The organism is Emergencia timonensis (assembly GCF_900086585.1).
In the GTDB taxonomy this organism is placed as follows: domain Bacteria; phylum Bacillota; class Clostridia; order Peptostreptococcales; family Anaerovoracaceae; genus Senimuribacter; species Senimuribacter timonensis.
Map to the genome: position 1 here is coordinate 456,597 of NZ_FLKM01000008.1, position 25,065 is coordinate 481,661.

Genomic DNA, 25,065 nt, shown 5'->3' on the forward strand with positions numbered 1-25,065 from the left:
AGGCGACGCTTCGTAATGTACGTTCTTTGAAACATACGGAAATACGTCCTGCGGACGATATTTTCTATGTTATAAAAAACAAACTTGAAGGGAGGCGGATAAACTTAGGGAATATGTCATAGAGGGGATTTGGAGATAGTGAGATGATAAAATGTTAATATCTTTGACTATGACTAAAAAGGAGAGAAAAATGTCTGGAATTACAATCGTAATGCTGATTGTATATGCTGTCGTATTTGGTGGCGGCAGTATTTTCTTGGTGGCGAAATCCATGTCCAAGAAAAACAATACAAAAGGCGAAATTGTAGAAAACAAACAGAGCGATGGATTTGGCTCTAGGATTGGATTTATCTTATCAACGATAGGTATGGCCGTCGGCGTTGGCGCAATGTGGAGATTTCCAATGATGTGCGCACAATGGGGCGGCGGAGCCTTTGTACTGGCATTCATCACAGTCTGTGTCGTAATCGTGATTCCTGCGGGCTGGGCAGAAATCGCTTATGGCAGACACTTCAGAAAAGGCACCGTAGGCTGCGGTGCGGATGCTGCAGGTAAACCGGGAAAGCTTTTGGGCTGGTTTATGAGTTTGGACCAGGTGGCTGTCTGGGCCTACTATCCTGCAATTATGGCAATTGTTATCTGTTATATCTTTAAATCTTTTGGCGGTATTGACTACGCGTCAAATGCAGAGGCTGTTTATGAGACGACCAATGACAACAGGCTTGTCATTTACTTGATCGTAGTGGCAGTGCTGGCAGTTGTAGCGCTGATCGGCGCCAGAGGAATTCAGAACGGTATTGAAAAAGTTTGTAAAGTGTTGCTTCCACTGTTGTTCATCATCCTGGTGGTTTTGATTGTACGTGTGTGCATGATCCCGGGAATTGCAACAGGAATTGAGTTCTACCTGAAGCCCGACTGGGCACAGCTGGCAAATCCACAGATGTGGGCCGCTGCTGCTGGTATGGCGCTCTTTGCAGTAGGTCTTGGGCCTGGCTGTCTGCTGGTATACGGCAGATATGTAGATGATAAACAGGACGTGGCAACAGATTTTATTACAGTAAATGTAGTTCAGCTCTTTATCTGCCTGCTGTCTGGTTTCGTAATTATTCCGGCAGTAGCAACCTTCGGACTTGACCCTCTGATGGGGAAAGGTGTCATGTTCGTGGCGCTGCCGAAAGTATTTGCAACCATTCCGGGAGGTGCGTTTTTCCTGATTCTGTTCTTTGTCGCACTGCTCTTTGCAGGGATTTCATCTTCACTCAACCAGGTGGAGATTGCGACTTCTGCTTTCATGGACAAGGAAGGCTTCGGGATGAGCAGGAAGAAAGCGACGATGGTATGCTATGCCATTGCAATCCTCGTTGCCATTCCCTGTGTCTGGAACGACGCATTCTTTGCGGTCTTTGACAACGTCTTTGGAAATATCGGGTATTGTATCTGCGCCTTGGGCCTGGCAATTATCCTGGCGTGGAAAATCGGTGCAAAGAAGGTCAGAGAAGAATGGTACCTGCCTACTTCGGCAATCAAGTGGGGATCATGGGTTGACTTTTTGTATAAATACGTTGTAGTAATAGCTTTAGGTTACTTCACAATCACTGCAGTGTTATCACTGTTTTAAGAAATAACATCATCGCTGGTCACAAGGTACAATCTGTGACCAGCGTATTCAATGAATGATTCTATTTTGTACATATGACATTGATTTTATTTCACTACCGAACAATCTGATGTTAGTGTAAAATATAGTCAAATACATGCATCTGGAGGAAGACCTTGAGGTACGCGATTTTATTGGATTTTGGAAGCACTTATACGAAGATTGTATGTGTGGATTTGTCGGAAAAGCGAGTCGTTTTGACGGACAAATTCCCATCTACAGTACATACAGATGCTGGAATCAGCCTGCAGCAGTGCTTTGAAGCTGCAAAGTGCGTTATCGGAGACGATGATTTTGGCTCTGCGCTGAAGCTGTCTACCAGCAGCGCTGCCGGAGGTCTCAGAATCGCTGTATCGGGTCTGACAAAGTCTCTCAGCATCGAGGCGGGGAGAAACGCCAGCTTTGGTGCAGGCGGCAAGATTGTATACACCGCTTCAGGGCTGATCTCAGAGAAGGGCCTGCAAGGGATAGAAGGCTCTCAGGCGGAAATTTTGCTCCTGTGCGGCGGCTATGAAGGCGGAAACAGCAAAGCCGTTCTTCACAATGCAGAGGTTCTGGCTGACAGCAGTCTGAATATTCCAATCATCTATGCTGGGAATTCCCGTGTCGCAAAGGATGTGCGGATGCTCTTTGCAGGCAGAGGGAAAGAATGCTTTATGGCAGAGAATATCATCCCGGACGTGGGTGTTTTGAACATTGAGCCTACTGTAGCCATTATGAGAGATCTATTTATGAACCGAATCACCAACATGAAGGGCGTGGGAAAGGTCAAGAAACTGCTGGACGGGCCGATCATACCGACACCTGCCGCAGTCCTGGCTGCGGGGCAGCTGCTCTGCCTGGGAACAGAAACGGAACCCGGCATCGGACCCTACATGATGGCAGATATTGGCGGCGCCACCACAGATATTTATTCCTTCATAGAGAATCGAAGTTACGAAGGAGCAAAGCAGGTTGGCTCGCCTGAGCCTTTTGCCAAGAGAACGGTAGAAGGCGATATGGGAATGCGGGAGTCCTCCGTCTGCCTCGTAAAAGAAGTGGGCGAAGAGAACTTTGCCAGAAAATGCTGCATCACGAAAGAACACTTGCGCGATGCCATAGAGAATCGTATTACCGATAGAAAATATATTGCAGAGATAGAAACTGAAAAAGAAATTGACCTGCAGATTGCCTGCAGCGCGGTAGAGATTTCGGCGAGACGTCATGCTGGTTATGCCGCCAAAGAGTTTCACGACGGCTGCCGCCTGGTGCAGCACGGCAAGAACCTGACAGAGATCAAAACCGTCATTGGAACCGGCGGCATCTTAGTAAACAACCTGCAGGCGGCGCCGCGAATTTTGCAGAATGTAAGGGCAAGACCGTCAAAGGCGGAAACCGTCCTGCTGCCATCAGATGTGAAGACTTTTGTGGATGAGGACTATGTCTTCTTTGCAGCGGGATTGCTCTCAGATTATGATCAGGAAGCAGCCCTGGCAATCATGAAAAATAGTATCGGAACAGGAGAAAAGAATGGATATCAAAATCAACAGACGATTTAACGAAAAAGAACTGCCAGATATGAAGACCATCAAGGCAGATGCAAAGAAAATTGCCTCGAATATTACCATCGGCGAAACCCTTTTCATGAAAAAATACGGCGTCAGATCAGAGGCGGAATATAAGCGCAAAATGATGGATGCCGGCAAAATTATGAAACACAGCGTCATCGGCTGGAATTCATGGACCGTAACGGAAGAAGGCATTCGGAAGGTATATGACTCGTTGGTTGAAGCCGGTTCTTCCATAGACCGTCTGGGCATCTGCTGCGACTGGATTATGGGTGTGCCGGAAGAATACAGAGACCGATTCCAGGCCAGCGGCAGTCTGATTTTTCATTCACAAGAGGAATGGAATGCCATCGGACAGGTGGTTCCGGTGAACCCGCATCTGGGAGACCACATGATCGGCTCCCTGAACAGTGTGGAAAACGTCACCAATGGCCTGACTGCCGGAGTGACTACCATCGGCAACCTGGCGCAGTATTTTACTTACGAATATCCCGGTCTTGATATGGAAGCCTATCGGACAGAAGATTACGTGAAAGCAATGGCGATCATGGGAGAATTTAAAGATAGAGGCGTTTGCATGCACTGCAACCTGGATGACGGCTATGGCGCCCAGTTCCACGACGTCGCAAACCTTCTGGGCTGGGCAAAATTAGAACGATATATCGCGGAAGACTTGATGGGCGGCAGGGTGGCCCACTGCTATGGAAATCTGTTCAGCGATTCCATGCTCCGGGTAGTATTTAACAGAGCGATTACCATGATTGACAAGTATCACACACCGGGAACCTTTGTCAACGGCAACACCATCGACTACGGCGCCAGCCTGCCGAGAAACTATGCGGCGCTGACATCCTATGCTATCGCCGATGTGGCTTGCCAGCTGACTTATCCTAGCGGCTACGCGGTGGCGCCGGTTCCGTATACCGAGGCGATTAGAATTCCGGCTCCGGAAGAAATCGTAGAAGCACAGCTTTCCATGGATATGGTCATTGAGAAAGCGCCGTATTACGCAAGGTATATAGACTGGGATAAGATCAATGCAGATGCAGAGCTTTTGGCGACAGGAGCGAACGTCTTCTTTGAGAGAGTCATGAACGCTTTAGATGACCTGGGCGTGGACACTTGCCATGCAGGCGAGATTGCGGCCGTACTCAAAGCCATCGGACCAGAGCAGCTGGAGGTTGCCTTTGGTGCAGGCGGCAGAGAAAAAGAGGCCATGAGAGGCAGAGTGCCAATCAGGCCGACCAGCATCGTCCAGACGATCAAAAAAATCGAGAACGACGCTTTGTCAAAACAGAAATTTGAAAACGAGGGGCCGCTGCAGGGCGTTAACGTCGTCGTCGGCTCCACAGACGTTCACGAGTTCGGCAAAGAGGTCATCAGAAATGTACTCCGTAAAGCTGGGGCTGCGGTGTTTGACTTAGGTACCTCCGTATCTATTTCTGAAATCGCCGATACTTTGATAGAGACAGGCAGCAGCATCGTATGCATGAGTACCTACAACGGCATGGCCTATAGTTTTGCAAGAGATCTGACAGCCGCTCTGAAGGATGCAGGCCTTGCGGATACTCACGTACTGATGGGCGGGAGACTCAACGAAGCCATGGACGGCAGCGATGTTCCAATTGATGTTACGGATAAACTGATCAAAATGGGCGTCAATGCGGACAACGACATCGATACTATTGTTGGCACAGTCGGTTCCTATGCAGGAATCAGCTTTAAATCGGAGTAAAGCCTGATAAGCTCGCTTAATCAGGCGGCGACGATTGCAACCGCCGCAGGGGGCTTTGACATCTGCGGCAGGTTATCATAATATATTTGCAAAGGAGAAAATGAGAATGGCAAAGAAAGGTGACTGGGTGAGAATTCATTCAATCGTATTAAAAGCGGACGAAAGAACAGCAAAGCTGCCCGAGGATACACAGAAGTGCGATCTTCAGCAGTGGACAAAGGGTTATCTGCAGGAGGAATCGGCAGAAATCGGTGACGAAGTATCTGTAGAAACAGCAGTGGGCAGAATTGTAAAGGGTACCTTGCTGGAAGTAGGACCTTATTACACCCACAGCTACGGAAAATTCGTACCGGAAATTATAGAAATTGACAAGCAGCTCAGAGAAACAATGAGTGGTACAATGGACGGAGGTGACAGATAATGACATTAGCAAAAGACTACGATTCCGTAATGGCAAGATCCAACGAAATCAACTTGAAAGCCCTGGGAATCGACTACAGCGAATTTGAATCAGGATCAGTAGCCTTCGACTATGAAGCCCTGATGTCCTCGACAGGATATACCCTGGAGGAAGTGGCAAAGATTCAGTCAAGAACAGCGGTCGGCAATACACCGCTGATCGAGCTTCGTAACTTGACGGAACTGGCGAGGAAGTGTGCCGAGCCAGGAAAGGGCGCGAGAATCTTTGCAAAGGATGAAGCGGCAAACGCTTCTGGTTCGTTCAAGGCGAGAAGAGCAGCTTGTGCAGTCGCCCATGCTAAGAAACTGGGCTATAAAGGCGTTATGGCGGCAACTTCCGGCAACTACGGTGCTGCTGTGGCATCCCAGGCGGCAATGCAGGGACTCAAATGTATCGTCGTGCAGGAATGCTATGACTCTCATGGAGTCGGCCAGCCGGAAATCATCGAAAAGGCCAGAAAGTGTGAAGCATACGGCGCAGAGGTCGTGCAGCTGACTGTGGGACCAGAACTGTTCTACTCCTTCCTCTCCATCATGGAGGATACCGGTTTCTTCAACGCTTCTCTGTATTCTCCATTCGGCATTGCCGGCGTGGAAACCCTGGGCTATGAGATTGCTGAGCAGTGCAGGGCAATGACAGGAAAGAATCCGGACATGGTTGTATGTACCACAGCAGGCGGCGGCATGATTACAGGAACCGCAAGGGGACTGATCAAAGCTGGCGCTGCGGACACAGAAGTGGTCGCCGCATCTATCGACTTGACTGGTCTTCATATGGCTTCTGATACACAGTTCAACAAAAAATCATGCACTACTGGACATACGGGCTTCGGCGTGCCTCACGCAACCGGTCCGGATCATTCTGATACACCGCGTTCTGCCGCAAGAATCTTGAGATATGCAGATAAATACGTGACAGTCAAGCAGGGCGAAGTCATGTATATGACAGAAGCCCTTGCAAACCTGGAGGGAATTGAAAGAGGACCAGCAGGCAACACTGCATTGGCAGCAGCCTTCTCTCTGGCACAGGAACTGCCAGAGGATGCAATCGTCGTCATCAGCGAAACAGAATATACAGGTGCAGGAAAGCACATCCAGCCACAGTTGTCTTTCGCAAGAGACAACGGCATCGACCTCAGATTTGGAAATCCGCAGGAAGAGGATCAGCCGGGCGAGAACATCATCTTCCCGGCAAGTCCTGCCATGATCAAACACCAGGTGGCAGATATCAACCGTTTCAGACAATCCATGATCAGAAGAGCGTGCAAAGAAGCAGGCGTGTCACCGGAAAATCTGACAGCGGAGGACATCGCATATCTTGCAGAAGAAACAAAGACATACGAAGCCTTTGTTAAAAATACACTGGAACTGAAATAGGAGTGAAAAAAATGAGCAAGAAAATCGTATTCTGCGGCGGCGGAAATATGGCGGAAGGCGTCATGAGAAGCCTGATCCAGAGAGAAGTAGTAAAAAGTGAAAATATCTCTGTCAGCGAACTGAACCCGGCCCGCTGCGAATATCTCAAAGAAACATACGGAGTCAATGCCATGGTGGACGCCAAGGAGGCCATGAAAGAGGCGGACATGATTATCATCGCCGTGCTTCCGAAAATCGTACCAGTGGTGGCAAAGACAATAAAGGAAGCGGCAAAGGCGGAGACGGTTGTTCTGTCTATTGCAGCAGGCGTCACCATCGCATCCATGGAAGAGATGCTGGGCGCTGACAGGAAGATTGTACGCGTCATGCCCAACACACTAGGGCAGTCAGGCAACGGGCACAGCGCGGTCTGCCTGAACGGCAATGTGAATGAAGAAGAAAAGGCTTTTGCCCTGCAGGTGTTGGAGGCACTGGGGCAGACCATCCTCCTGCCGGAGAACATGTTTGGCGAGTTTACAGCATATAGCTGTTCCGGTCCGATGTGGCTCTATCAGATGGCGGACGTTCTCATCGATGCAGGCGTTTATGCCGGCTTCAGCCGCAGCGACGCCAGAAAGATGGTCATTAAAAACATGCTGGGCGTCGCCATGATTCTCGATGAAAGCGGCGACGAGCCGAAGTCGAGAGTCAGCGAGATGTGCTCTCCTGGCGGCGTAACCATCGAAGGCTACAAATCCCTCGTAGACGAAGGGTTTGCTTCTGCTGTCATGACTTCTGTCGATAAGGCGGTAAAGAAAGCAAATGCAATTTAGTAAATAATCAATCAGATCCGGCGCAAATTCCTTGTTTTCAGCATATGCGCGCCGGATTTTTTTCTTAATAGGAGTCTTATTATGACAATACAGAAAACACCAGTTGTCGCTGTCCTGGCTCTGTTTTGCTGCCTTTTATGGGGAAGTGCGTTTCCCTGTATCAAAATCGGCTATGAATGGTTCGCCATCGAAGGCGCGGGCAGTCAGATGCTCTTTGCCGGATGGAGATTTTTCTGTGCAGGTGCAATGACCTTTCTCTTGTTCAGCTTCAAAGAGAGAAAACCTCTGCAAATGAAGAAATCGTCCATCCCTTTTGTCTTCGGACAGGGGGTGCTGCAGACGACGATACAATACTTTTTCTTTTATCTGGGTCTTGCCAATACGACAGGAGCCAAGGGATCGATCATCACCGCATCCAACGCGTTTTTTGCCATCATCATCGCCCATTTTCTGATGAAAGAGGAGCGTTTTACCTGGAAAAAAGCAATCGGATGCATCGTCGGCTTTTCCGGTGTAGTCGTGGTAAATCTTACGCCTGGAGCCTGGGACAGCGGCTTCGCATGGAACGGCGAAGGCTTTGTCCTACTATGCGCGATCGCCTACGGTGCCAGCACGGTGACGACAAAGCTGATCTCAAAGAGGGAAAAACCGGAGACCATCACCGCATACCAGCTGATGATGGGCGGTGCGATTCTGATCCTCATGGGCTATCTGGCGGGAGGGACCATGGGCGAATTTACGCCAAAGTCGGCATGCTTGTTTTTCTATCTGGCGTTTCTGTCCACGATTTCTTTTACCATCTGGGCGATTCTACTGAAGCACAACCCAGTCGGCAAGGTGGCACCCTTTGGTTTTACCATTCCGGTATTCGGAACGGCATTATCGGGACTGCTGCTCCATGAGAACATTCTGACGTGGAACAACCTGGCGGCGCTGCTCCTGGTTAGCAGTGGCATTCTTTGGGTAAATAGGAGGGAACCATGACAAAGGAACAATTTTATGAATCGCTTGACGGCAAGTTTGACGCGCGGCAGCGTCCCGAAGAAATTTTGAAATGGCTGGAAGACGTGTACGAACAAAGCCAGGATAGTGGAGAAGTACATATCGCCTGTACCAGTGAGCTGGCAGCGTTTTGCCGCAGCGTCAGCGACTACCAGAACTCTGTCAAGTATTACGAAGAAGTTTTAGAGGCTCTGCGCCCGGCTTTTGGGGAGGCCTCTTTCGAATATGCGGTGAGCGTGAACAACCTGGCGGGCACCTACAGGCAGATGGGAGAGATGAAACAGGCAGAGGAACTGTTTCTGCAGGCGAAGGCACTTTTTGAAGCGTGCCAGGGGGAAAAGCATTTCCTGTACGCTTCTGTCCTCAACAACCTGGGGCTGCTCTGTATGGACACACAGCGAGAGGAAGAGGGGCTTGCACTGATGCAGCACTCCATGGCGATTCTGGAGGAACTGGGCGGACATGAAGAGGACGTGGCCACAGGGCTTTTGAATCAGGCCTATTATTATGCGGGGAAAGATCAGGATCAGAAAGCGATGGATTTGCTGATGAAATCGATTCGGATGTTTTCTGCCCTTTCTTATCAAAATCCGCACATGATTTCTGCCAAAATGCTGTACGGACAGCTACTGGCGCGAGCGGGTAATGAGAGAGAAGCGATAGACTGTCTTCGCCAGGTGCTGGAGGAGATTGAAGCGGTTTTCGGAAAGAACAAGGATTATTTCACTGCGCAGGAGATTCTGAAAAAACTTTGCAGAAAGTAAGGAGGGATTCATGGGAAAAGGAATGGAATTGGCAAAAGGATATTATCTGGAATACGGCGCGCCGATGCTGGAAAAGAAATTCCCAGAGTACGTATCCCGGATTGCCTGCGGCTTTGCCGGGGAAGGCTCCGATGCCTTTGGTTTTGACGATCAGCTCTCCCGCGATCACGATTTTGGACCGGGGTTCTGCCTCTGGCTCGCCGATGAGGACATGGAGCGAATCGGCCCCGCGCTGCAGGAAGCCTATTTGGCGCTGCCGCAGACCTTTCAGGGTTTTGAGCGAAAGCGGGACGAGGGGATGGCTTTGGGCAGAACCGGCGTCATGAGGATTTCTGACTTTTATGCCAAATATACCGGCATGGCGGAGGGGCCGATCGAGCAGGATCAGTGGATGCGGATTCCAGAGCAGTTTCTGGCGACCGCCACAAATGGCTCGGTCTTTACCGATCCTCTGGGGGAATTCACGAGAATCAGAGAGAAGCTGCTGGAATTTTATCCAGAGGACGTGAGGATAAAGAAACTGTCCTGCAACTGCCACAAGATGGGGCAGGCTGGCCAATACAACTACCCACGTCTTCTGCAGAGAGGTGATTTCGTGGCCGCGATGCTGGCGCTGTCAGAGTTTACAGAGGCAGCCATGAAAGCGGTGTATCTTCTCAACAGGCGATATACGCCCTATTATAAGTGGACGTTCAGAGGAATGGGCAACCTGTCCAAGCTGACGAATATCGCGCCGCTTCTTTCTCGGATCTGTAAAGATCCATGCCGAGAGGAGAACGTGCAGCTCATCGAAACCATCTGCATCGCAATCAGAGAAGAACTGATGGAACAAAAGCTTACAGAGACGACCAGTGATTTTCTCTGTGATCAGAGCTTTGCTTTGCTGAAGCATATCGAGGACCCGCATATTGCCGGATTGCCACTGACTGTGGGCTGAGGAGAGAAAGGGAATGCTATGGATATCATAGAAAGAATTATTGAAAAAGAATACAGAATGTTTGACAAGGTCAATGAAGGAGGATCCAGAGCTTCCTGTCAGGACGACAGAGAAACTTTCTACGCCATGCGCAGATGCCAGTTTGCAGCTTGGAATGAGGAGATGCGTGAATCCTACCTTGAGGATCTGACCTGTGCTGAGGAGGATGGGTTTAACCTGATAACTGAAAAATATGCACGGATGATGAAATATACGGCACCGGAGGAATACGCCGAGATGGAACCGTTTCTCCGTCCGGTGACTTGCGAAAAAGAAGCGCTGGTGGAGCAGATTCATGGGATTTCTATGGACTGGAGCCGCAAGCTGCGTGACCAGTATCCCCATATCGCCTCTGGCGGGCGCAGCCTGGAAGACGATGAGGCCTCTCAGTTTGGCGGTACATCGATTTCTACGTATCTTCGGGGAGAACTGCTCACCTATTCGGAAAAAACCCTGAGCGCTTATCTCAAGTGGCAGCAGGAGCTGCTTGCCAAAGGTGAGAATATGGATCTGACGATTCTGGAAGAGACGGTAAAACTTTATGGATTTGCCTCCCTTGAAGAAGCGGAAGCAAATACGCAATGTTAAGTTATATGACTAGGAGGTAAAAAAATGTTCAACTTACATGTATTTTATACGGCAAAAGATAAGGCAACTTTAAACCAATTTTATGATGAGGTCTTAAAGGCTGGCATCATCAAAGCAACCCACGAGGAAGAGGGTAATATTCGATATGAATATTATTTCTCTGCAGAGCGAGACAACGAGATTCTGATTGTGGAACAATGGAAGGACAGAGCATCCCAGGAATATCATGATACACTGCCCCATCTCGTCAAACTTGGCGAAATAAAGAAGAAGTATGGAATTGAGACAGTTATAGAAGAAATCAAATGAGTAGAGAACGAGAAAATACATTTTTGATGGCACTTGGCGTTCTTTTGGTAAACATCTTCGTATTGCTCGCTGGTGTGGTTTTTCTAAAGCTGGAGCCCCATGTCCCTATTTTGGTGAACATCGGCATAGTTCTCTGCTTTGGCATTTTTCTCAGGATTCCATGGAAGGAACTGATTGAGGGCATGCACAAAGCGGTGGCAGATGCAGTGGGCGTGTTTTTGACGATTCTCATGGTAGGCGTGGTCGTTGGAACCTGGACCATGTGCGGTACTGTGCCGGTGGTTATCTACTACGGGCTAATGCTCTTCTCACCGCAGTGGTTTTTGATATCTATTATGGTCTTGTGCTTCGTCATGGCTTTTGTCACCGGGTCGTCCTGGACGACGGCAGGGACCATCGGCGTCGCCTTTATGGGGGTCGGCATCAGCCTTGGCATTCCTGTGGGGCTGACTGCCGGATGCATTATATCGGGGGCCATGTGCGGCGATAAGCAATCACCCCTTGGCGCTGCGACCAATCTGACGGCGGCAATTTCTAAGGTGGACTTGTATGAGACCCTGCATTCCCTGGTTTATGTGACGATCCCTTCTATTGTTGGATGCGGAATCATCTATACGGTTCTGGGCTTTCGATACGCAGAGGCGTCAGCGGATACCAGCCAGGTGACGAAAATCATGAATGGGCTTGCAGAGACTTTTCACCTGAGCCCGATTCTGCTTCTGCCAATCATCGTTTTGCTGGTTCTGATCTTCCTCAAGATCCCCACTGTGCCGACGCTGATTGCCGCTTCCCTGTGCGGGGTGGCTTTGTCTGTCTTATATCAGGGCAATTCCCTTTCGGAAAGCCTGACATCGATGTATGCGGGTTATGTTTCGGATACGGGAATCGAGCTTCTGGATACGCTTCTCACGAGGGGCGGGCTGATGGCGATGGCATCGACGATTCTGCTGATCATCCTGGCGTTGGCTTTGGCAGGGTGCCTGGAGCGGACAGCGATTATGACTTCTGTCGTATCGAAGATCAGCGGGATTCTGCAGAAACGTTTCTCTGTGATTACGGCGTCTTATGTGATGAGTACAGTTTTAGGATTCTTTTCTGCGGACTGTCACATGGCCATCGTACTGACGTCAAACGCTATGGGGCGCCGCTTTGATGAACTCGGAATTCACAAATGCGTGCTGGCGCGAACTGTCCATGATGGGGCGACAGGCCTTGCGCCGCTGGTGCCGTGGACCACGGCTGGCGTTTACTTCAGCGCAACCCTGGGCGTTGCTGCCGCAGAATATGTGCCATATTATATGCTGGCGCTGACCATGACGGCGGCGACCTTGTTTTTCGCAGCGACAGGCATGACGATTCGCTACAGTAAGGAGTGAAATCATGATAGGATAAAAAAGAGAAGCGTCTGCATAATACACAGACAGCCTCTCTTTTTATGGCATTTGCAGCGCGACCATAATTCTTTCTCAAAATCTTTACTAAAATCGATGGCGAACTGAATCATTTCTTTAATAATCGGAATCTGCAGTTTGTGCTTGAGTACTCCTATCCCCATGGTCCGGTAAACCGGTTCTTTAAATTTTATTTTCTTTGTGTTATTTCCAAGCCGTATGCATTGGAGTTCAGAGATGATATATGACCCAAGCCCCAGGTCGACCATTGAGATTGCACCCACATCACTGTGCACACTAAATGGTGAAGCAAATTTAAAGTCGTAGACTTTTTTAACTGCTTGAATTACGTCGTTCCCGATGTCTGGGATATATATTAAATCGCACCCGTCCAGTGACTCAGCAGAAATTTCGTCATTGGACGCCAAAGGGTGGTTCGATGATACGATTAATCGAGCGGGATATTTGAACAGAGGAATAAAAGCAACGTTTTTATCGGAAAAGACACTGGTAATACCTAAATCAACATGTCCTTCAACGATAGAATTGATGGGACTGGTAGCACTTGCCTTTATCAACTTTGGAGGGATTTTCACGGTAAGACGTGTTCCAATTCTGGCGTCACTGCCAGTATACGTCATTACCGCAGTTGCAATCTACTCTTTCGTCAAGTTGTTTTTCACTAAGAACAACCATATCCTGACCCATGAAGGGGTATATCAGGTATCTGAAAGTGCGGAGGATAATTAGTAAATAAGCAATCTGTTATGGTAAAGCAAAGGAGTAGTTATGTTTATCAATGGAAAAGTATTTACAGAAGAACAAGCGAGATAAATTCATTTTAATGCGCTTGAGCTTTTTGCAAAGGAAGGTATGTTAGTTACCGAAAAACGCACAAGAGAAGATTTTCAAAAAGCGGGATGCTCGGTAAGAGAAGAGAGAATATATATTCCTCACTACCTTGTCGAGGAAACCATTAAGTATACACCAAGAAAATTCAGCATGTACGACTCTTACGGCAAACGATTTCTCAGCGTCGGTGGAGAAGAAACCAGCTTTGGACCTGGCGGATTCAAGGCCCCGTATTTAGACTGGCGTGACGGCCAGGTGAAAGATAGTGATTATCAAGGTCTTGCAGACGAAGCAAAGATTGTAGAAATGACGGATGAGATCGGCTGGATGAAAACCTCGGTACAGCCTGTTGAAAAACCTGCGTGCGTACAAGATCTTTGGATGGCTAAGGGTGGATTTGTATATTCTCGTAAGCCCCTTCACACAAGTCCGTTCGGACAGCTGGGCGCTCAAGGATTGATTGAAATGGCGGCGGAAATAATGGGCGGAGCGGATGTGCTGAGGGAAAAACCGCATCTCATGTTCAATATGTGCACATTATCACCGCTCACAATGCGTAAAGATATGAGCGAGGCGGTCAGAGAAGCAGCGGCCTACGGCGTTCCGTGTTTTTTTACTTCTGGGCCTATGGCTGGAGCCACAGCGCCGGTAACTTTGGCAGGAGAACTAACCCAGGCCTGGGCAGAGATTCTGGGACATAATACATATCTGCAGATCTGTAAGCCGGGTTCTCCAGATGTTTTCGCCAGCTGGAGCAGAATTTTTGACATGAAAAATGCCACTTGTACGGTGGGCACACCTGAATACGCCCTCATGAGGCAGGCGATCACCCAATTAGGAAAAAGAATTGAAGTTCCAACGGGCGGAGATGGCTTCCTTACGGATTCCAACACCCTTGATATGCAGTGCGGCTGGGAAAAGTTTATGAACGGTCTGGGAGATATGAGAGCAAATCAGAACTTGATCTATGGTCTGGGTCTAATTTCGCAGATGAATATTTTTAGTCTGGAATCAATGGTGATCGATTGCGAAATGATCGGTGTGATACAGCGGCTTCTGCAAGGAATTGAAGTAGATCCAAGTCACCTTGCATATGATGAAATTGCCGCCCACAAGGTGGATGGACGTTTCCTCAGCAGCAAGCATACAAAAGCAAATTATGTAAGTGAAGTCTATTGGCCAAAGTTCTCTGATAGAAGGACTTATGGAACCTGGGAAAAAGATGAGCGCAACAATGATATAAGAAAGAGGGTTCGTATTAAGATTGAAGAGATGCTTAACCAATACAGTTACAGTCTGGGATTGGAAAAAGAAGCGGAACTGGACAGAATTATAACAAAGTATGAGGCTTTCCACCTTTAATAGGAGCATTCAAAGATTGAATAAACCTCCAAACTGATGTAAGACACAATTATCCAGTTTGGAGGCTTTATTGACATCGGCAGAAATTTCTGTATAATGCAGCTAGAGGACTAATTCTCTGCAACTTGCAAGAACCCCATGTATCGGTATTCCAGCAAGAGATGATGATTGAGGTGAATTATATGGATATTACGAAATACGAAGTGCTATTGAAGGTGGTCGACCGTGGCGGTCTCAGTCAATCTGCAGAGGACCTGGGCTATACAAGATCAGCCCTGTCAAAAATGATTGCCAGCATGGAGAAGGAAATTGGGTTTCCCCTGGTTAAGAGAACGAGAAAAGGAATCGTCTTGAACAAAGAGGGGGAGCGGGTCGTCCCTTTAATTCGAGAACTGCTGAAGGTGAATACGATATTAGAAGAAGAGTATCTGATGATTCGAGGGATGTCTCAGGGGAAGCTGCGAATTGGCAGTTTTCCGACAATGGCCTATTTGCTGATGCCAGACATTCTGAAGGGTTTCAACGAAATTCATCCCGGCATACAAATCGAGGTTGTGGAAGAGCATAGCCTGCACCAGTTGGAGACTTGGCTGAAACAGGGCATTATCGATGTAGCGCTTTTCAGTAGGGAATCATATCACGAGTTCGATTGGATTCCGTTTATGGAGGAACCATATGTTGCATTGATTCCAAAGGCCTGCACTTTAGCAGAGAAAGAAGTGATTTCTGTCGAGGAGATGTTTGATCATAAGCTGATTTTATTTAAGACACAAGAGGGCTATGATCAGGATATGATGAAATTTCAGGAAATCACAGCAGGAACTAAAGAAGCGGACTATAATACAAACTCCATCTATTTGGTGCAGAAGATGGTTGCTTACGATAACTGTGTGTCCATCATCCCTCTGTCAGTTGCTGAAGATACGGCAAAATGGTTTCCGGTGGAATTCCGTAAGCTTAATACGGAAGTAAAGCGAACAATAGGTTTTGCCGTGAAGCATAAAGAAAATGTCTCTCTGACACTGCGCGAGTTCCTGCGATATGTGAAGAAGGCACGACAGATGTATATTGGAAAATAAAAAGACTGTCACAAAAAAGACTTGCCAATTAAGTAGACAAGCCTTTTTTGTATGTTAATATCTCTGCTAAAAATTAATAGAAATAGACTGGCGATGCTAAGTTGTTTAAGAAAGACACAACGCTCCAACCCGTTAAGATCTGGTTCTTGGAATATATCTTAAACTTCATGTCAATATGCTCTGAATGGACTCTGATATTCACATCATCGTCATTGTGCGGCATATCGGGATCTCCTGTGATTTTAATATATGTATTTTCGGGACCGATGGTTGCCAGTGAAGTGGCGACGCCGATATTGATCATCCTTGGCAGTAATTGAATGGCTTCTGCTGCAGTGCCCTCAAACAGGGTATCTTTTACGCCCGTCGCTTCGATTTCGGGCTTGTAAACCGGCGTATCCTTGTAGGAACCTGCCCAGCGGTTCAGGGTTAATTCTGCTTTGGCGCCGCCTATCAGAGTGATCGACTGCATTGCGTCAAATGCACCAATGGTTCCCGAGGAAAAATAAATTTTTACATTATTCTCGGAAGCGGCTTCTTTGGCTGTTTCATAAAAGTGAGAGTCAGCAAATGCCCCGATGGAGAGTGCCATGAAGGAAACTCCGCTTTTTAGCACGTCGATACAATATTCCTGTACCGCTTCAACGGCAGCCATTTCTGCGACGATTTCAGGCTCAGTAGCGAGAAGTGCATCAAGAGTCTTTACGGCTTTGCAGTTGCATTTTGTTGACAGTTCGTTAAGCCTTTCGTCAATTCGCCCGAGAATGCAAGTCAGTTCGTAATTTGGCATTTTGCCGTGAGCATACGCATCGGCAACGTTTGCTGCTAAGAAGCCATCTCCGATGATTGCGAATTTTTTCTTTATCATAATATTTCATCCTCCATAATCTGCATTGCGGCACCTTCTTCAGGCGGTCTCGCAGTTGCCTGGTAAAGTGCCAGCAGCCCTGATTTTACTTTTGGTTCCGGTTTGATCCAGTTTCTCTTTCGCTCTTCTAAAATTGCGTCATCTACGTTAAGGTTAAGATAACCTTCTGTAATGTCGTATTCAATAATATCGCCGTCTTCAATGAACGCCAGTGGTCCGCCGATATATGCTTCTGGTGAGACATGGCCGATAATGGAGCCATGGTTAAACCCGGAAAAGCGACCATCGGAAATAAGGGCAACTTTTGATTCAAGCCCTTTAGCGAGAAGACTGTCGGTAGCCTTCATCAGTTCATTCATACCAGGAGATCCTTTGACACCTTCGTACCTTAACACGACGACTTCTCCACCTGTAATTTCGTCATTTATAATGGCGTCACGTGCGGCTTCGTCCGAGTTGAATACTCTGGCAGGGCCGCTAAAGTGCCACATGGATTCAGGAATCCCCGTAGGCCTGCATACAGCGCCTTTTTTTGCCAGGTTTCCATGAAGAATTCTCATGCCGGGAAGTACGCTGATTGGGTCGTCTAAAGACTTTATTACATCGTGATCGATAGGCGATGGAACAGCCGCCAGATATTCTCCCCAAGATACATCGAGAAGTGTCATAGTATCGGTATAAAGCTTGTTTTGAATCTGTTTCATGACAGCGGGTACGCCGCCGGCGTTATATAAATCCACTACTGAATAGGAGCCGGTAGGAATGACGCCTACGATACACTTGATTTCATTAGCCAGTGCATCAAAATCGTCAAGCGTAAGTGGTATGCCCAGTTCTGTTGCATAAGCGAGAATGTGAATGACTGCATTGGTGGAACCGGCAATTGCCATGTCAACCATAATCGTATTCAGCAAAGATTCTTTCGTAACGATATCCTTTGGTGTAATGCCCTTCTTTGCCAACTGCACGATATACATCCCGGCTTCCGTACATTTACGAAGTCTGAGACTGTCTCCGGCAGGGATTGTCGCAGTACCGGGAAGCACCATGTTAAGCGGCTCGCCAAGAATCTGCATGGTGTTTGCTGTGCCCATAGAAGGGCATGCACCAAAGGAAGGGCATCCAAATTCTTCGGCCATTTTGAGAATTTCTTCATCGCCTCGGATGGAAGCAATATCCACCTCGGCCTGAACGATCTTACGACCGTCGCAGCTGCCTTGATACATGGGACCACCGGTCACAACGATACAAGGGATGTTAAGGCGCATTGCGGCGAGATATGCACCAGCAATAATGTTATCACAGGATGCAAGAATGACGAGTGCGTCGAAACTGTGAATCTTTGTAACGCCTTCGATAGACATCGCGACGACATCCCGCATTGCAAGCTCATAACGAAGGCCTACTGAGCCTGTTGCTACATTGCCGCAAGTAGCCGGAACTCCAAATTCTAAGGGCATGCCACCTGCTGCCCAGATTCCGTTCTTAACGTGATCTGCAAGTTGCCTGAGATGACCTGTTCCGGGAGATCCTTCAAAAAAAGTATTTGCTACGCCGATATGCGGCTTTTCCTTTATATCGTAATCACCAAAACCAGCGGCTTTGTACATGGTCCTTCTGTTACCGGCCTCGGAACCTTTCCAATAATTTCTATTTGAATCCAGGTTATACATGTTTTCCTCCCAATTCCAAGAAATGCGTTAACACGACTCATAAATGATTTGTGATAATATATTAATATCACAGTAATTCACGGATGTCAACTGTTTTTTGAGAATTGACAAATGAGTTATGATGTATTATCATGTATATGAGAAATAAGTTGTGGTGACGCAATGGTGATATAGGGAATATTAACGATGAAAAAATTAACAATGACAACATTACTAGAGACAATCAAAGAGTGTATTTCTCCGGTAGGAGCGGCGTACCTGAGCAAGCAGTTAGATGCATCTGTGGCGACGATAGGACGTATGCTGAAACAGGCAGAAGAGAACGGCTACATTACGAGTATAAGTAACAAGGGACGTATCATTACCCCAAAGGGCGAGACATTTCTTGAAAGCCAGATGACGCAAGTGGAGCTTCTGCAGAATGCAGAAGAAGTCATTGCTTTAGCATTTAGCGAAGATCCAAAACATTCAAAAGATATTTTGGAATTTCGTAGATTAGTTGAGCCTTATGCAGTTCGCTGCGCAACGATCCGTGCGACAGAAGAAGATCTGCATGAGATGAGAGATTTAGATTTTGAACATAGATACGTTACGAGGAAGGGCGAATCCGGATCAGAGCAAGATTTAAAAATGCATTTAAAATTTGCGGAACTTTCCGGAAATAGTGCGCTGTTCCAAGTGCTTCGTCTTTTGCTTACGGAAAACAATGTGTACCAGTATTTTTCGGCAATTACGACAATGGGAGAGGCTGGATCGTATAAGGATCATGAGGTGATTCTCAAGGCAGTTTATGAAAGGGATGCAGACGCTGCTGCGGCGGCAATGGAAGAACATCTCGACAACCTGATAAAGATCGTATCAAAAAGTATGGAGAATTAGAAAAGCAATAGGAATAAGGGCAGTTGTGTGATGGATACACAGCTGTCATTTTTTTATGCAGGCAGAAAAGCGAGCCACAACTCAAAATCAAAAATGAAGAAAATGCTAAATATTGCGAAAACAGAACCAAAATTCATTTGACAGAAAAACAAAAGTGTGGTATACATAATATAACATAAATCATTAATGAGCTGTGATTGATCCTTTTGTGGATAAGTGTGAGACTAATTGGCAAATCATAAACGTATGATGTAATAGGAGTGACTATGGATATCAAATTTAACAGGAGGTTTCATGAAAAAGAGCTTCCGGATATGAAAACAATCAGAAACGATGCGAAGAAAATCGCAGATGGTATCGAGATAACGGAAACGCTATTTATGAAAAAGTACGGTGTAAAATCAGAGACTGAATACAAACGTAAGATGATGAAAGCCGGGAAAATAATGAAACACGGCGTCATCGGCTGGAATTCCTGGCAGGCAACAGCGGAAGGCGTCAGAACGGTATATGAAACTTTGGAAAAAGAGGGTTCCCATATTGATCGGTTAGGCATGATTTGCGACTGGATAATGGGTGTTCCAGAGGAATACCGGAATCGTTTTCAGGCAAGCGGCAGTTTGATTTTCAACAATCCTGATGAGTGGAAGCAGATTGGACAGATCGCCCCCATCAATCCACACCTTGGCGACCATATGATTGGGTCGTTGAACAGCGTGGAAAATGTAAAAAATGGTTTAGGTGCAGGTGCTACTTCCATCGGGAATCTTGCCCAGTACTTTACTTATGAATATCCAGGACTTGATATGGAAAGCTACCGTACAGAAGACTACATTAAAGCGATGGCTGTCATGGGTGAATTTAAGGATCGGGGAGTCTGTATGCACTGCAATCTTGACGATGGATACGGCGCTCAGTTTCATGATGTTGCCAACCTTCTCGGATGGGCCAAGCTGGAGCGGTATATGGCAGAGGAACTGGCGGGAGGAAGAGTGGCTCATTGCTATGGTAACTTGTTCAGCGACCCGATGCTGAGGATTGTCTTTAACAGAGGCATAAGCAAAATCGACAAATATCAGACCCCGGGGACTTTTGTAAATGGAAATACTATTGATTATGGTATGAGTATGGCAAAAAACTATTCGGTTATGCCGACTTACGCACTGGCTGATATTGCATGTCAGTTGAAATATCCGACAGGGTATGCGATTAATGCGATACCATATTCAGAGGCTTTGAGAATTCCCAGCGCCGAAGAGATCATTGAATGTCAGCTTTCCATGGACATGGTAATCGAAAAGGCTCCGTATTATGCAGAATACATTGATTGGGACAGAATTGAAGAGGAAGCTGACCAGCTCGTTGCCGGGGCAAATGTATTTTTTGAAAGAGTCATCAATGGATTAGATGATTTAGGCGTCGATATTGAACACGCAGGTGAGGTAGCAGCCGTATTGAAGGCCATAGGGCCAGAGCAGCTTGAAACAAACTTTGGTGCAGGCGAAGCAAGGGAAAATGCAATGCGAGGCAGAGTGCCGATCAGAGGAACAAGCATTGTACAGACAATTACTGCGATCAAAGACGACGTTCTATCAAAGATGAGTGCAGAAAATCTAACTGCGCTGAAGGGAATCAACGTGGTAGTGGGAGCTTCTGATGTACATGAATTTGGTAAAGAAGTTGTAAAGAATGTGCTGAGCGAAGCGGGCGCTAACATTTTTGACTTAGGCACATCGGTTGCAATTTCTGAGGTTATCGATACGGTTACAGAATCTGGAAGCAGGGTCGTATGCATCAGCACCTATAATGGTATGGCATATAGTTTCGGCAAAGCGCTGATCACTGCGCTGAATGAGGCTGGCATGGATCATATAAAAGTGCTCATGGGCGGCAGGCTCAACGAGGCGATGGATGGAAGTGATGTTCCCATTGATGTCACAGATAAACTGATTGCGTTAGGGATCAGCGTGGACAATGATATCGACAAATTAGTGGATACTGTTGTGAAATTCAATGATGAAGCGAATAGATAAGGAGGAAAGACATGAGTAAAAAGGTTCTATTCTGTGGCGGAGGAAATATGGCAGAGGGAGTACTTCGCAGCGTTTTAAAAAAGGGAGTAGTGGAGCGGGAGCAGGTGACGGTGAATGACCTTGTTCAGGATAGATGTTCCTATCTGGAAGCTACATACGGGGTAAAGGCTGTGGTAGATGGAAGAGCCGCGATGATGGAAGCGGATGTTATCGTGGTCGCGGTGCTGCCGCAGATTGTTTCCGTCGTGGCGGAGAATATAAAGAAGCACGCGAAAGAGGATGCACTCGTGATATCTATTGCTGCAGGAGTAACCATTGCTACGCTTGAACGATTCCTGGGCGGTAATAGAAAAATTGTCAGGGTCATGCCTAACACTATGGGACAAGTGGAAAATGGGCATAGTGCTGTAAAATTGAACCACAATGTTGAGACCGATGAGAAGAGTTTCGTCAATGCCTTTCTCAGTGCGCTTGGACAGGTGATGTACCTTGACGAAGATCAATTCGCAGAGTTTACTGCTTACAGCTGTTCCGGACCGATGTGGATCTACCTAATGGCAGATGCTTTGGTGGATGCCGGCGTCTATGCAGGCTTCAGTCGTGCACAGGCAAAGGAGATTACAATAAAGAATCTGCTGGGGGTTGCAATGATCCTAGATGAAACAGGTGTGACGCCAAAATCTCGTGTAGACGAAATGTGTTCTCCCGGCGGGGTTACCATTGAGGGGTTCAAATCGCTGCAAGAAAATGGTTTCACCTATGCTGTAATGGAATCGGTAAATGCAGCGGTACAAAAATCAAAGAAAATACAGGAGGAAAATAATAAAAATGAAGGCTAAAAAAGTATTTAGAACCATTGAAACACATACCCTGGGACAGCCAACAAGAAATGTTGTAAGCGGCTTTCCAAGGGTACCGGGAAAGACAATGGAGGAAAAGATGTCATACATGAAGAACAATGCCGACTGGTTCAGAAAAGTTCTGATGTTTGAACCCAGGGGCAATGACATTATGTCAGGTACTCTGATCACCGACCCGTGTACGCCGGGTACTGACGTAGGTGTGTTATATTTTGAAGCAAGTGATTGGATGCCTATGTGCGGACATGACACGATGGGCGTTACAGTGGCACTGATTGAAGATGGCCTTGTAGAAGTGGAAGAACCGATTACCCGAATCAAGCTGGATACAGCGGCAGGGGTTGTGAGCGTGGAAGCAAAGGTCACTGATGGTGTTGTGGAAGAGGTATCCTTTACCAATGCGCCTGCTCTTGTTCTCAACAGAGCGGTGACGGTAGATACAACGGAATATGGCAAGCTCACTATGGATATCTGTTGGGGCGGAAATGTTTATGCGATTTTATCTGCGAAAAGTGTCGGTGCCGAAATTTGTACGGAGAATTGTGGTAAATTTATTGAGATTGCGAACTCTATTGCAAAGGATATTAACGAACAGATCGAAGTCAAACATCCGACCCTTTCGTTTGTAGATAGGGTAACTCATGTCGAGTTTGCAGGACCTCCGCAAACGGAGGGTGCGGATATTCAGAATTGCGTAGTGGCGCTGCCTAAGGTCGTTGACCGATCCCCTTGTGGCACGGGAACCTCTGCCAAGTCAGCACTTTTATTTGCTGAAGGAAAGCTAAAAGTCGGGGAGCACTTTGTGCATGAAAGTGTGACGGGATCCCTGTTTAAGTGTGAAATTGTAGAAGAAACCCAGATCGGCGGCGTGCAGGCAGTTATTCCGAAAGTAACAGGAAATGCGTGCATTATCGGATTTGCAACATGGATTCTGGATCCGAAGGATCCGTTCCAGGAAGGCTTCCTTCTGGGCGTATAATTTTGTTTTAACGAAGTCTCACAGCAGCCTCTAGGCTACTCCTATAGGGGGGATAGGGGCTGTTTTGGATGTGCAGAAATAGCTAACACAGCTCAAAATAGAAACGAGAATTGTTATTGTTATAAAGTTGATTAAATACGTAAAATTTTGAAAATTTTTCAGTAAAAACTGATTGACATAGATATAACAATGTGGTATAAAGAATATAACACAGACCATAAGTGAGTTGTGTTAGCTCTGAGATGAAAGGGCGATGCGAAATTATTTTACCTGCTGAAAAATAAAAGGAGGCTAATATGTCAACAATCACTATTGTAATGTTGCTAGTATATCTAGTTGCATTTGGCGGCGGCGGAATCTACATGATTTCTAAGTCAATGAATGGAGGAAAGTCAGGCGCTATCGAAGGAAAATCTGAAGGATTTGGGTCGAGATTTGGATTTGTCCTCTCAACAATCGGAATGTCCGTAGGTGTAGGCGCTATGTGGAGATTCCCGATGATGTGTGCAAAGTGGGGCGGCGGCGCATTTGTACTTGCCTTTGTCGCTATCTGTATCTTAATCGTAATACCTGCAGGTTTTGCTGAGATCGCAATGGGGCGTAAACTGCGTGAAGGAAATGTAAGTGCTTTAGGCAGCGTTGCAAAAACCCCTGGTAAAGTTCTTGGCTGGGCATGCTCGCTGGAACAGACGATACAGTTCGGTTACTTCCCAGCAATTATTGCGATCGTAGTCGTTTACTTTTTTAAGTCCTTCAAAGGCATGTCCTATGCATCTGATGCAGAGGGATTGTTTGAAAGTATTAACGGAAATCGTCTGTTAATCTATGCGATCGTAGTTGTCCTGCTAATCGGAGTTGGATTGATTTCAATGAGAGGGATACAGGGCGGTGTTGAAAAAATCTGTAAAATTATGCTTCCTGGATTGTTCATTATCTTAGTCGTATTAGCTGTTCGCGTATGTTTCATTCCGGGAATTGCAGAAGGCATTGAATACTACATAAAGCCTGATTGGTCACAGCTGGCGAACCCTGAGATGTGGGCACAAGCAGCAGGTATGGCATTGTTTGCCGTAGGTCTTGGGCCTGGTATCCTGCTTGCTTATGGGCGTTATACAGATGACAGTATGGATATCGCAACAGACTTCGTTACTGTAAACGTCGTACAGCTCTTCATCTGCCTGTTATCAGGATTCATCATTATTCCTGCAGTAAAGGTGTTCGAAATGGATCCGCTCATGGGTAAGGGAATCATGTTCGTAGCACTTCCTAAAGTATTTGCTACTATGAGCGGCGGAGCAATTTTCATGGGATTATTCTTCCTTGCAGTTTTCTTCGCAGGCATCTCCTCACATATCAGTCAGCTTGAAGTGGGGATTCAGGCATTTGAAGATAAACAGGGAATGAAATTAACTCGTAACAAAGCGATTATTTCAGTTATCGTTATTGCTGCAATTGCCGCTATCCCTTGTACTTGGAGTGATACCCTGTTTGCATTAATTGACAATGTATGTGGTAATATCCTTTATACTGTAACTGCACTTGGCATCGCAATTATCGGAGCTTGGGTGATTGGAGCCAAAAAGATCAGGGAAGAATGGTACAATAATACGTCGGCAGTCAAGTGGGGTGCATGGATTGACGTACTTTATAAGTATCTGGTGGTTGTCGTCCTGGGTTACTTCTCAATCACTGCAATCATCTCGCTGTTCTAACCAGGCACGCGAATTGAACTAATAAGTTGATAAAAATCTTGGATGAGTTTTAAATGATAAATTACCTCCTAGATAGACCGTTAAAAAACGTCTATCTAGGAGGTTTTCTTGATTTTTGGTGCAAAAAAGGAAACAAATGATGTCCTTTTGT

General features: G+C 46.8%; 23 protein-coding genes. 20 read left to right on the plus strand and 3 right to left on the minus strand.

Going from position 1 to position 25,065, the window contains the following annotated elements:
* Positions 1-190: 190 nt before the first annotated feature.
* The 12 genes from BN6539_RS03360 to nhaC all read left to right on the plus strand — a co-directional run bounded on the left by BN6539_RS03360 (position 191) and on the right by nhaC (position 12,602).
* On the plus strand, positions 191-1,618 hold the full coding sequence (locus BN6539_RS03360) for a sodium-dependent transporter (protein ID WP_067533891.1): 1,428 nt from the start codon (positions 191-193) through the stop codon (positions 1,616-1,618).
* 155 nt (positions 1,619-1,773) lie between these two features.
* Positions 1,774-3,195: a glutamate mutase L gene (locus BN6539_RS03365; RefSeq protein WP_067533894.1), complete on the plus strand. Its 1,422-nt coding sequence runs from the start codon at positions 1,774-1,776 to the stop codon at positions 3,193-3,195.
* Positions 3,167-4,939, plus strand: a complete 1,773-nt coding sequence (locus tag BN6539_RS03370; RefSeq protein ID WP_067533898.1) for a cobalamin B12-binding domain-containing protein — start codon at positions 3,167-3,169, stop codon at positions 4,937-4,939. Before BN6539_RS03365 ends, BN6539_RS03370 begins: the two co-directional genes overlap by 29 nt.
* 106 nt (positions 4,940-5,045) lie before the next feature.
* Positions 5,046-5,360 carry a 2-amino-4-oxopentanoate thiolase subunit OrtA gene (ortA, locus tag BN6539_RS03375; protein ID WP_067533901.1) on the plus strand — a complete coding sequence of 105 codons (315 nt, stop codon included), beginning with the start codon at positions 5,046-5,048 and terminating at the stop codon, positions 5,358-5,360.
* Positions 5,360-6,775: a 2-amino-4-oxopentanoate thiolase subunit OrtB gene (gene ortB, locus BN6539_RS03380; RefSeq protein ID WP_067533904.1), complete on the plus strand. Its 1,416-nt coding sequence runs from the start codon at positions 5,360-5,362 to the stop codon at positions 6,773-6,775. Before ortA ends, ortB begins: the two co-directional genes overlap by 1 nt.
* An 11-nt stretch (positions 6,776-6,786) precedes the next feature.
* The gene (gene proC / locus BN6539_RS03385; protein WP_067533907.1) at positions 6,787-7,587 is read left to right on the plus strand and encodes a pyrroline-5-carboxylate reductase; all 801 of its coding nucleotides are present in this window, start codon (positions 6,787-6,789) and stop codon (positions 7,585-7,587) included.
* An 81-nt stretch (positions 7,588-7,668) separates the two neighbouring features.
* On the plus strand, positions 7,669-8,571 hold the full coding sequence (locus BN6539_RS03390; protein ID WP_067533910.1) for a DMT family transporter: 903 nt from the start codon (positions 7,669-7,671) through the stop codon (positions 8,569-8,571).
* Complete coding sequence (locus BN6539_RS03395; protein WP_067533913.1) at positions 8,568-9,353, plus strand: tetratricopeptide repeat protein; 786 nt, start codon at positions 8,568-8,570, stop codon at positions 9,351-9,353. The genes BN6539_RS03390 and BN6539_RS03395 overlap by 4 nt, the downstream gene beginning before the upstream one ends.
* Positions 9,354-9,363: 10 nt before the next feature.
* The gene (locus BN6539_RS03400) at positions 9,364-10,290 is read left to right on the plus strand and encodes a DUF4037 domain-containing protein (protein WP_067533916.1); all 927 of its coding nucleotides are present in this window, start codon (positions 9,364-9,366) and stop codon (positions 10,288-10,290) included.
* A gap of 18 nt (positions 10,291-10,308) precedes the next feature.
* Positions 10,309-10,917, plus strand: a complete 609-nt coding sequence (locus BN6539_RS03405; RefSeq protein WP_067533920.1) for a DUF4125 family protein — start codon at positions 10,309-10,311, stop codon at positions 10,915-10,917.
* 24 nt (positions 10,918-10,941) lie between these two features.
* Entirely contained in the window at positions 10,942-11,226 is a 285-nt protein-coding gene (locus tag BN6539_RS03410; protein WP_067533923.1) for a putative quinol monooxygenase, read from the plus strand.
* The gene (nhaC, locus tag BN6539_RS03415) at positions 11,223-12,602 is read left to right on the plus strand and encodes a Na+/H+ antiporter NhaC (protein WP_067533925.1); all 1,380 of its coding nucleotides are present in this window, start codon (positions 11,223-11,225) and stop codon (positions 12,600-12,602) included. The genes BN6539_RS03410 and nhaC overlap by 4 nt, the downstream gene beginning before the upstream one ends.
* Before the next feature lie 2 nt (positions 12,603-12,604).
* Here the strand turns inward: nhaC and BN6539_RS23405 are convergent, their stop codons facing one another.
* Complete coding sequence (locus BN6539_RS23405) at positions 12,605-13,258, minus strand: LysR family transcriptional regulator substrate-binding protein (RefSeq protein WP_067533928.1); 654 nt, start codon at positions 13,256-13,258, stop codon at positions 12,605-12,607.
* On the opposite strand from BN6539_RS23405, the gene BN6539_RS22550 reads away from it, so the two are divergent.
* The 3 genes from BN6539_RS22550 to BN6539_RS03430 all read left to right on the plus strand — a co-directional run bounded on the left by BN6539_RS22550 (position 13,167) and on the right by BN6539_RS03430 (position 15,910).
* The gene (locus BN6539_RS22550; RefSeq protein ID WP_187375485.1) at positions 13,167-13,367 is read left to right on the plus strand and encodes a hypothetical protein; all 201 of its coding nucleotides are present in this window, start codon (positions 13,167-13,169) and stop codon (positions 13,365-13,367) included. The genes BN6539_RS23405 and BN6539_RS22550 overlap by 92 nt on opposite strands.
* Positions 13,368-13,451: 84 nt before the next feature.
* Positions 13,452-14,831: a trimethylamine methyltransferase family protein gene (locus BN6539_RS03425; RefSeq protein WP_276326618.1), complete on the plus strand. Its 1,380-nt coding sequence runs from the start codon at positions 13,452-13,454 to the stop codon at positions 14,829-14,831.
* Between the two features lie 182 nt (positions 14,832-15,013).
* Positions 15,014-15,910 (plus strand): LysR family transcriptional regulator, encoded by an 897-nt coding sequence (locus BN6539_RS03430; RefSeq protein ID WP_187375452.1) that lies wholly within the window; start codon positions 15,014-15,016, stop codon positions 15,908-15,910.
* A 73-nt stretch (positions 15,911-15,983) separates the two neighbouring features.
* On the opposite strand, the gene BN6539_RS03435 is transcribed toward BN6539_RS03430, so the two are convergent.
* The gene (locus BN6539_RS03435; protein WP_082907340.1) at positions 15,984-16,778 is read right to left on the minus strand and encodes an aspartate dehydrogenase domain-containing protein; all 795 of its coding nucleotides are present in this window, start codon (positions 16,776-16,778) and stop codon (positions 15,984-15,986) included.
* The gene (gene ilvD / locus BN6539_RS03440) at positions 16,775-18,451 is read right to left on the minus strand and encodes a dihydroxy-acid dehydratase (protein ID WP_067533938.1); all 1,677 of its coding nucleotides are present in this window, start codon (positions 18,449-18,451) and stop codon (positions 16,775-16,777) included. The genes BN6539_RS03435 and ilvD overlap by 4 nt, the downstream gene beginning before the upstream one ends.
* Before the next feature lie 201 nt (positions 18,452-18,652).
* On the opposite strand from ilvD, the gene BN6539_RS03445 reads away from it, so the two are divergent.
* From BN6539_RS03445 to BN6539_RS03465, 5 genes are all read left to right on the plus strand, one after another.
* A complete protein-coding gene (locus BN6539_RS03445) occupies positions 18,653-19,330 on the plus strand; it encodes an FCD domain-containing protein (protein WP_207645074.1) in 678 nt (225 codons plus the stop codon).
* Positions 19,331-19,596: 266 nt separating this feature from the next.
* Positions 19,597-21,363 carry a cobalamin B12-binding domain-containing protein gene (locus BN6539_RS03450; RefSeq protein ID WP_067533944.1) on the plus strand — a complete coding sequence of 589 codons (1,767 nt, stop codon included), beginning with the start codon at positions 19,597-19,599 and terminating at the stop codon, positions 21,361-21,363.
* An 11-nt stretch (positions 21,364-21,374) separates the two neighbouring features.
* On the plus strand, positions 21,375-22,202 hold the full coding sequence (proC, locus tag BN6539_RS03455) for a pyrroline-5-carboxylate reductase (protein WP_067533947.1): 828 nt from the start codon (positions 21,375-21,377) through the stop codon (positions 22,200-22,202).
* Positions 22,192-23,202, plus strand: a complete 1,011-nt coding sequence (locus BN6539_RS03460) for a proline racemase family protein (RefSeq protein ID WP_067533950.1) — start codon at positions 22,192-22,194, stop codon at positions 23,200-23,202. The genes proC (BN6539_RS03455) and BN6539_RS03460 overlap by 11 nt, the downstream gene beginning before the upstream one ends.
* A gap of 296 nt (positions 23,203-23,498) precedes the next feature.
* A complete protein-coding gene (locus BN6539_RS03465) occupies positions 23,499-24,914 on the plus strand; it encodes a sodium-dependent transporter (protein WP_067533953.1) in 1,416 nt (471 codons plus the stop codon).
* Positions 24,915-25,065: the final 151 nt, after the last annotated feature.

What these genes read in the sequence shown, in the direction of transcription:
- BN6539_RS03360 (WP_067533891.1), top strand. Translation starts at nt 191, where the DNA reads ATGTCTGGAATTACAATCGTAATGCTGATTGTATATGCTGTCGTATTT.
- BN6539_RS03370 (WP_067533898.1), top strand. Translation starts at nt 3,167, where the DNA reads ATGGATATCAAAATCAACAGACGATTTAACGAAAAAGAACTGCCAGAT.
- ortA (WP_067533901.1), top strand. Translation starts at nt 5,046, where the DNA reads ATGGCAAAGAAAGGTGACTGGGTGAGAATTCATTCAATCGTATTAAAA.
- ortB (WP_067533904.1), top strand. Translation starts at nt 5,360, where the DNA reads ATGACATTAGCAAAAGACTACGATTCCGTAATGGCAAGATCCAACGAA.
- proC (WP_067533907.1), top strand. Translation starts at nt 6,787, where the DNA reads ATGAGCAAGAAAATCGTATTCTGCGGCGGCGGAAATATGGCGGAAGGC.
- BN6539_RS03390 (WP_067533910.1), top strand. Translation starts at nt 7,669, where the DNA reads ATGACAATACAGAAAACACCAGTTGTCGCTGTCCTGGCTCTGTTTTGC.
- BN6539_RS03395 (WP_067533913.1), top strand. Translation starts at nt 8,568, where the DNA reads ATGACAAAGGAACAATTTTATGAATCGCTTGACGGCAAGTTTGACGCG.
- BN6539_RS03400 (WP_067533916.1), top strand. Translation starts at nt 9,364, where the DNA reads ATGGGAAAAGGAATGGAATTGGCAAAAGGATATTATCTGGAATACGGC.
- BN6539_RS03405 (WP_067533920.1), top strand. Translation starts at nt 10,309, where the DNA reads ATGGATATCATAGAAAGAATTATTGAAAAAGAATACAGAATGTTTGAC.
- BN6539_RS03410 (WP_067533923.1), top strand. Translation starts at nt 10,942, where the DNA reads ATGTTCAACTTACATGTATTTTATACGGCAAAAGATAAGGCAACTTTA.
- nhaC (WP_067533925.1), top strand. Translation starts at nt 11,223, where the DNA reads ATGAGTAGAGAACGAGAAAATACATTTTTGATGGCACTTGGCGTTCTT.
- BN6539_RS22550 (WP_187375485.1), top strand. Translation starts at nt 13,167, where the DNA reads ATGGGACTGGTAGCACTTGCCTTTATCAACTTTGGAGGGATTTTCACG.
- BN6539_RS23405 (WP_067533928.1), bottom strand. Translation starts at nt 13,258, where the DNA reads ATGACGTATACTGGCAGTGACGCCAGAATTGGAACACGTCTTACCGTG.
- BN6539_RS03430 (WP_187375452.1), top strand. Translation starts at nt 15,014, where the DNA reads ATGGATATTACGAAATACGAAGTGCTATTGAAGGTGGTCGACCGTGGC.
- BN6539_RS03435 (WP_082907340.1), bottom strand. Translation starts at nt 16,778, where the DNA reads ATGATAAAGAAAAAATTCGCAATCATCGGAGATGGCTTCTTAGCAGCA.
- ilvD (WP_067533938.1), bottom strand. Translation starts at nt 18,451, where the DNA reads ATGTATAACCTGGATTCAAATAGAAATTATTGGAAAGGTTCCGAGGCC.
- BN6539_RS03445 (WP_207645074.1), top strand. Translation starts at nt 18,653, where the DNA reads ATGACAACATTACTAGAGACAATCAAAGAGTGTATTTCTCCGGTAGGA.
- BN6539_RS03450 (WP_067533944.1), top strand. Translation starts at nt 19,597, where the DNA reads ATGGATATCAAATTTAACAGGAGGTTTCATGAAAAAGAGCTTCCGGAT.
- proC (WP_067533947.1), top strand. Translation starts at nt 21,375, where the DNA reads ATGAGTAAAAAGGTTCTATTCTGTGGCGGAGGAAATATGGCAGAGGGA.
- BN6539_RS03460 (WP_067533950.1), top strand. Translation starts at nt 22,192, where the DNA reads ATGAAGGCTAAAAAAGTATTTAGAACCATTGAAACACATACCCTGGGA.
- BN6539_RS03465 (WP_067533953.1), top strand. Translation starts at nt 23,499, where the DNA reads ATGTCAACAATCACTATTGTAATGTTGCTAGTATATCTAGTTGCATTT.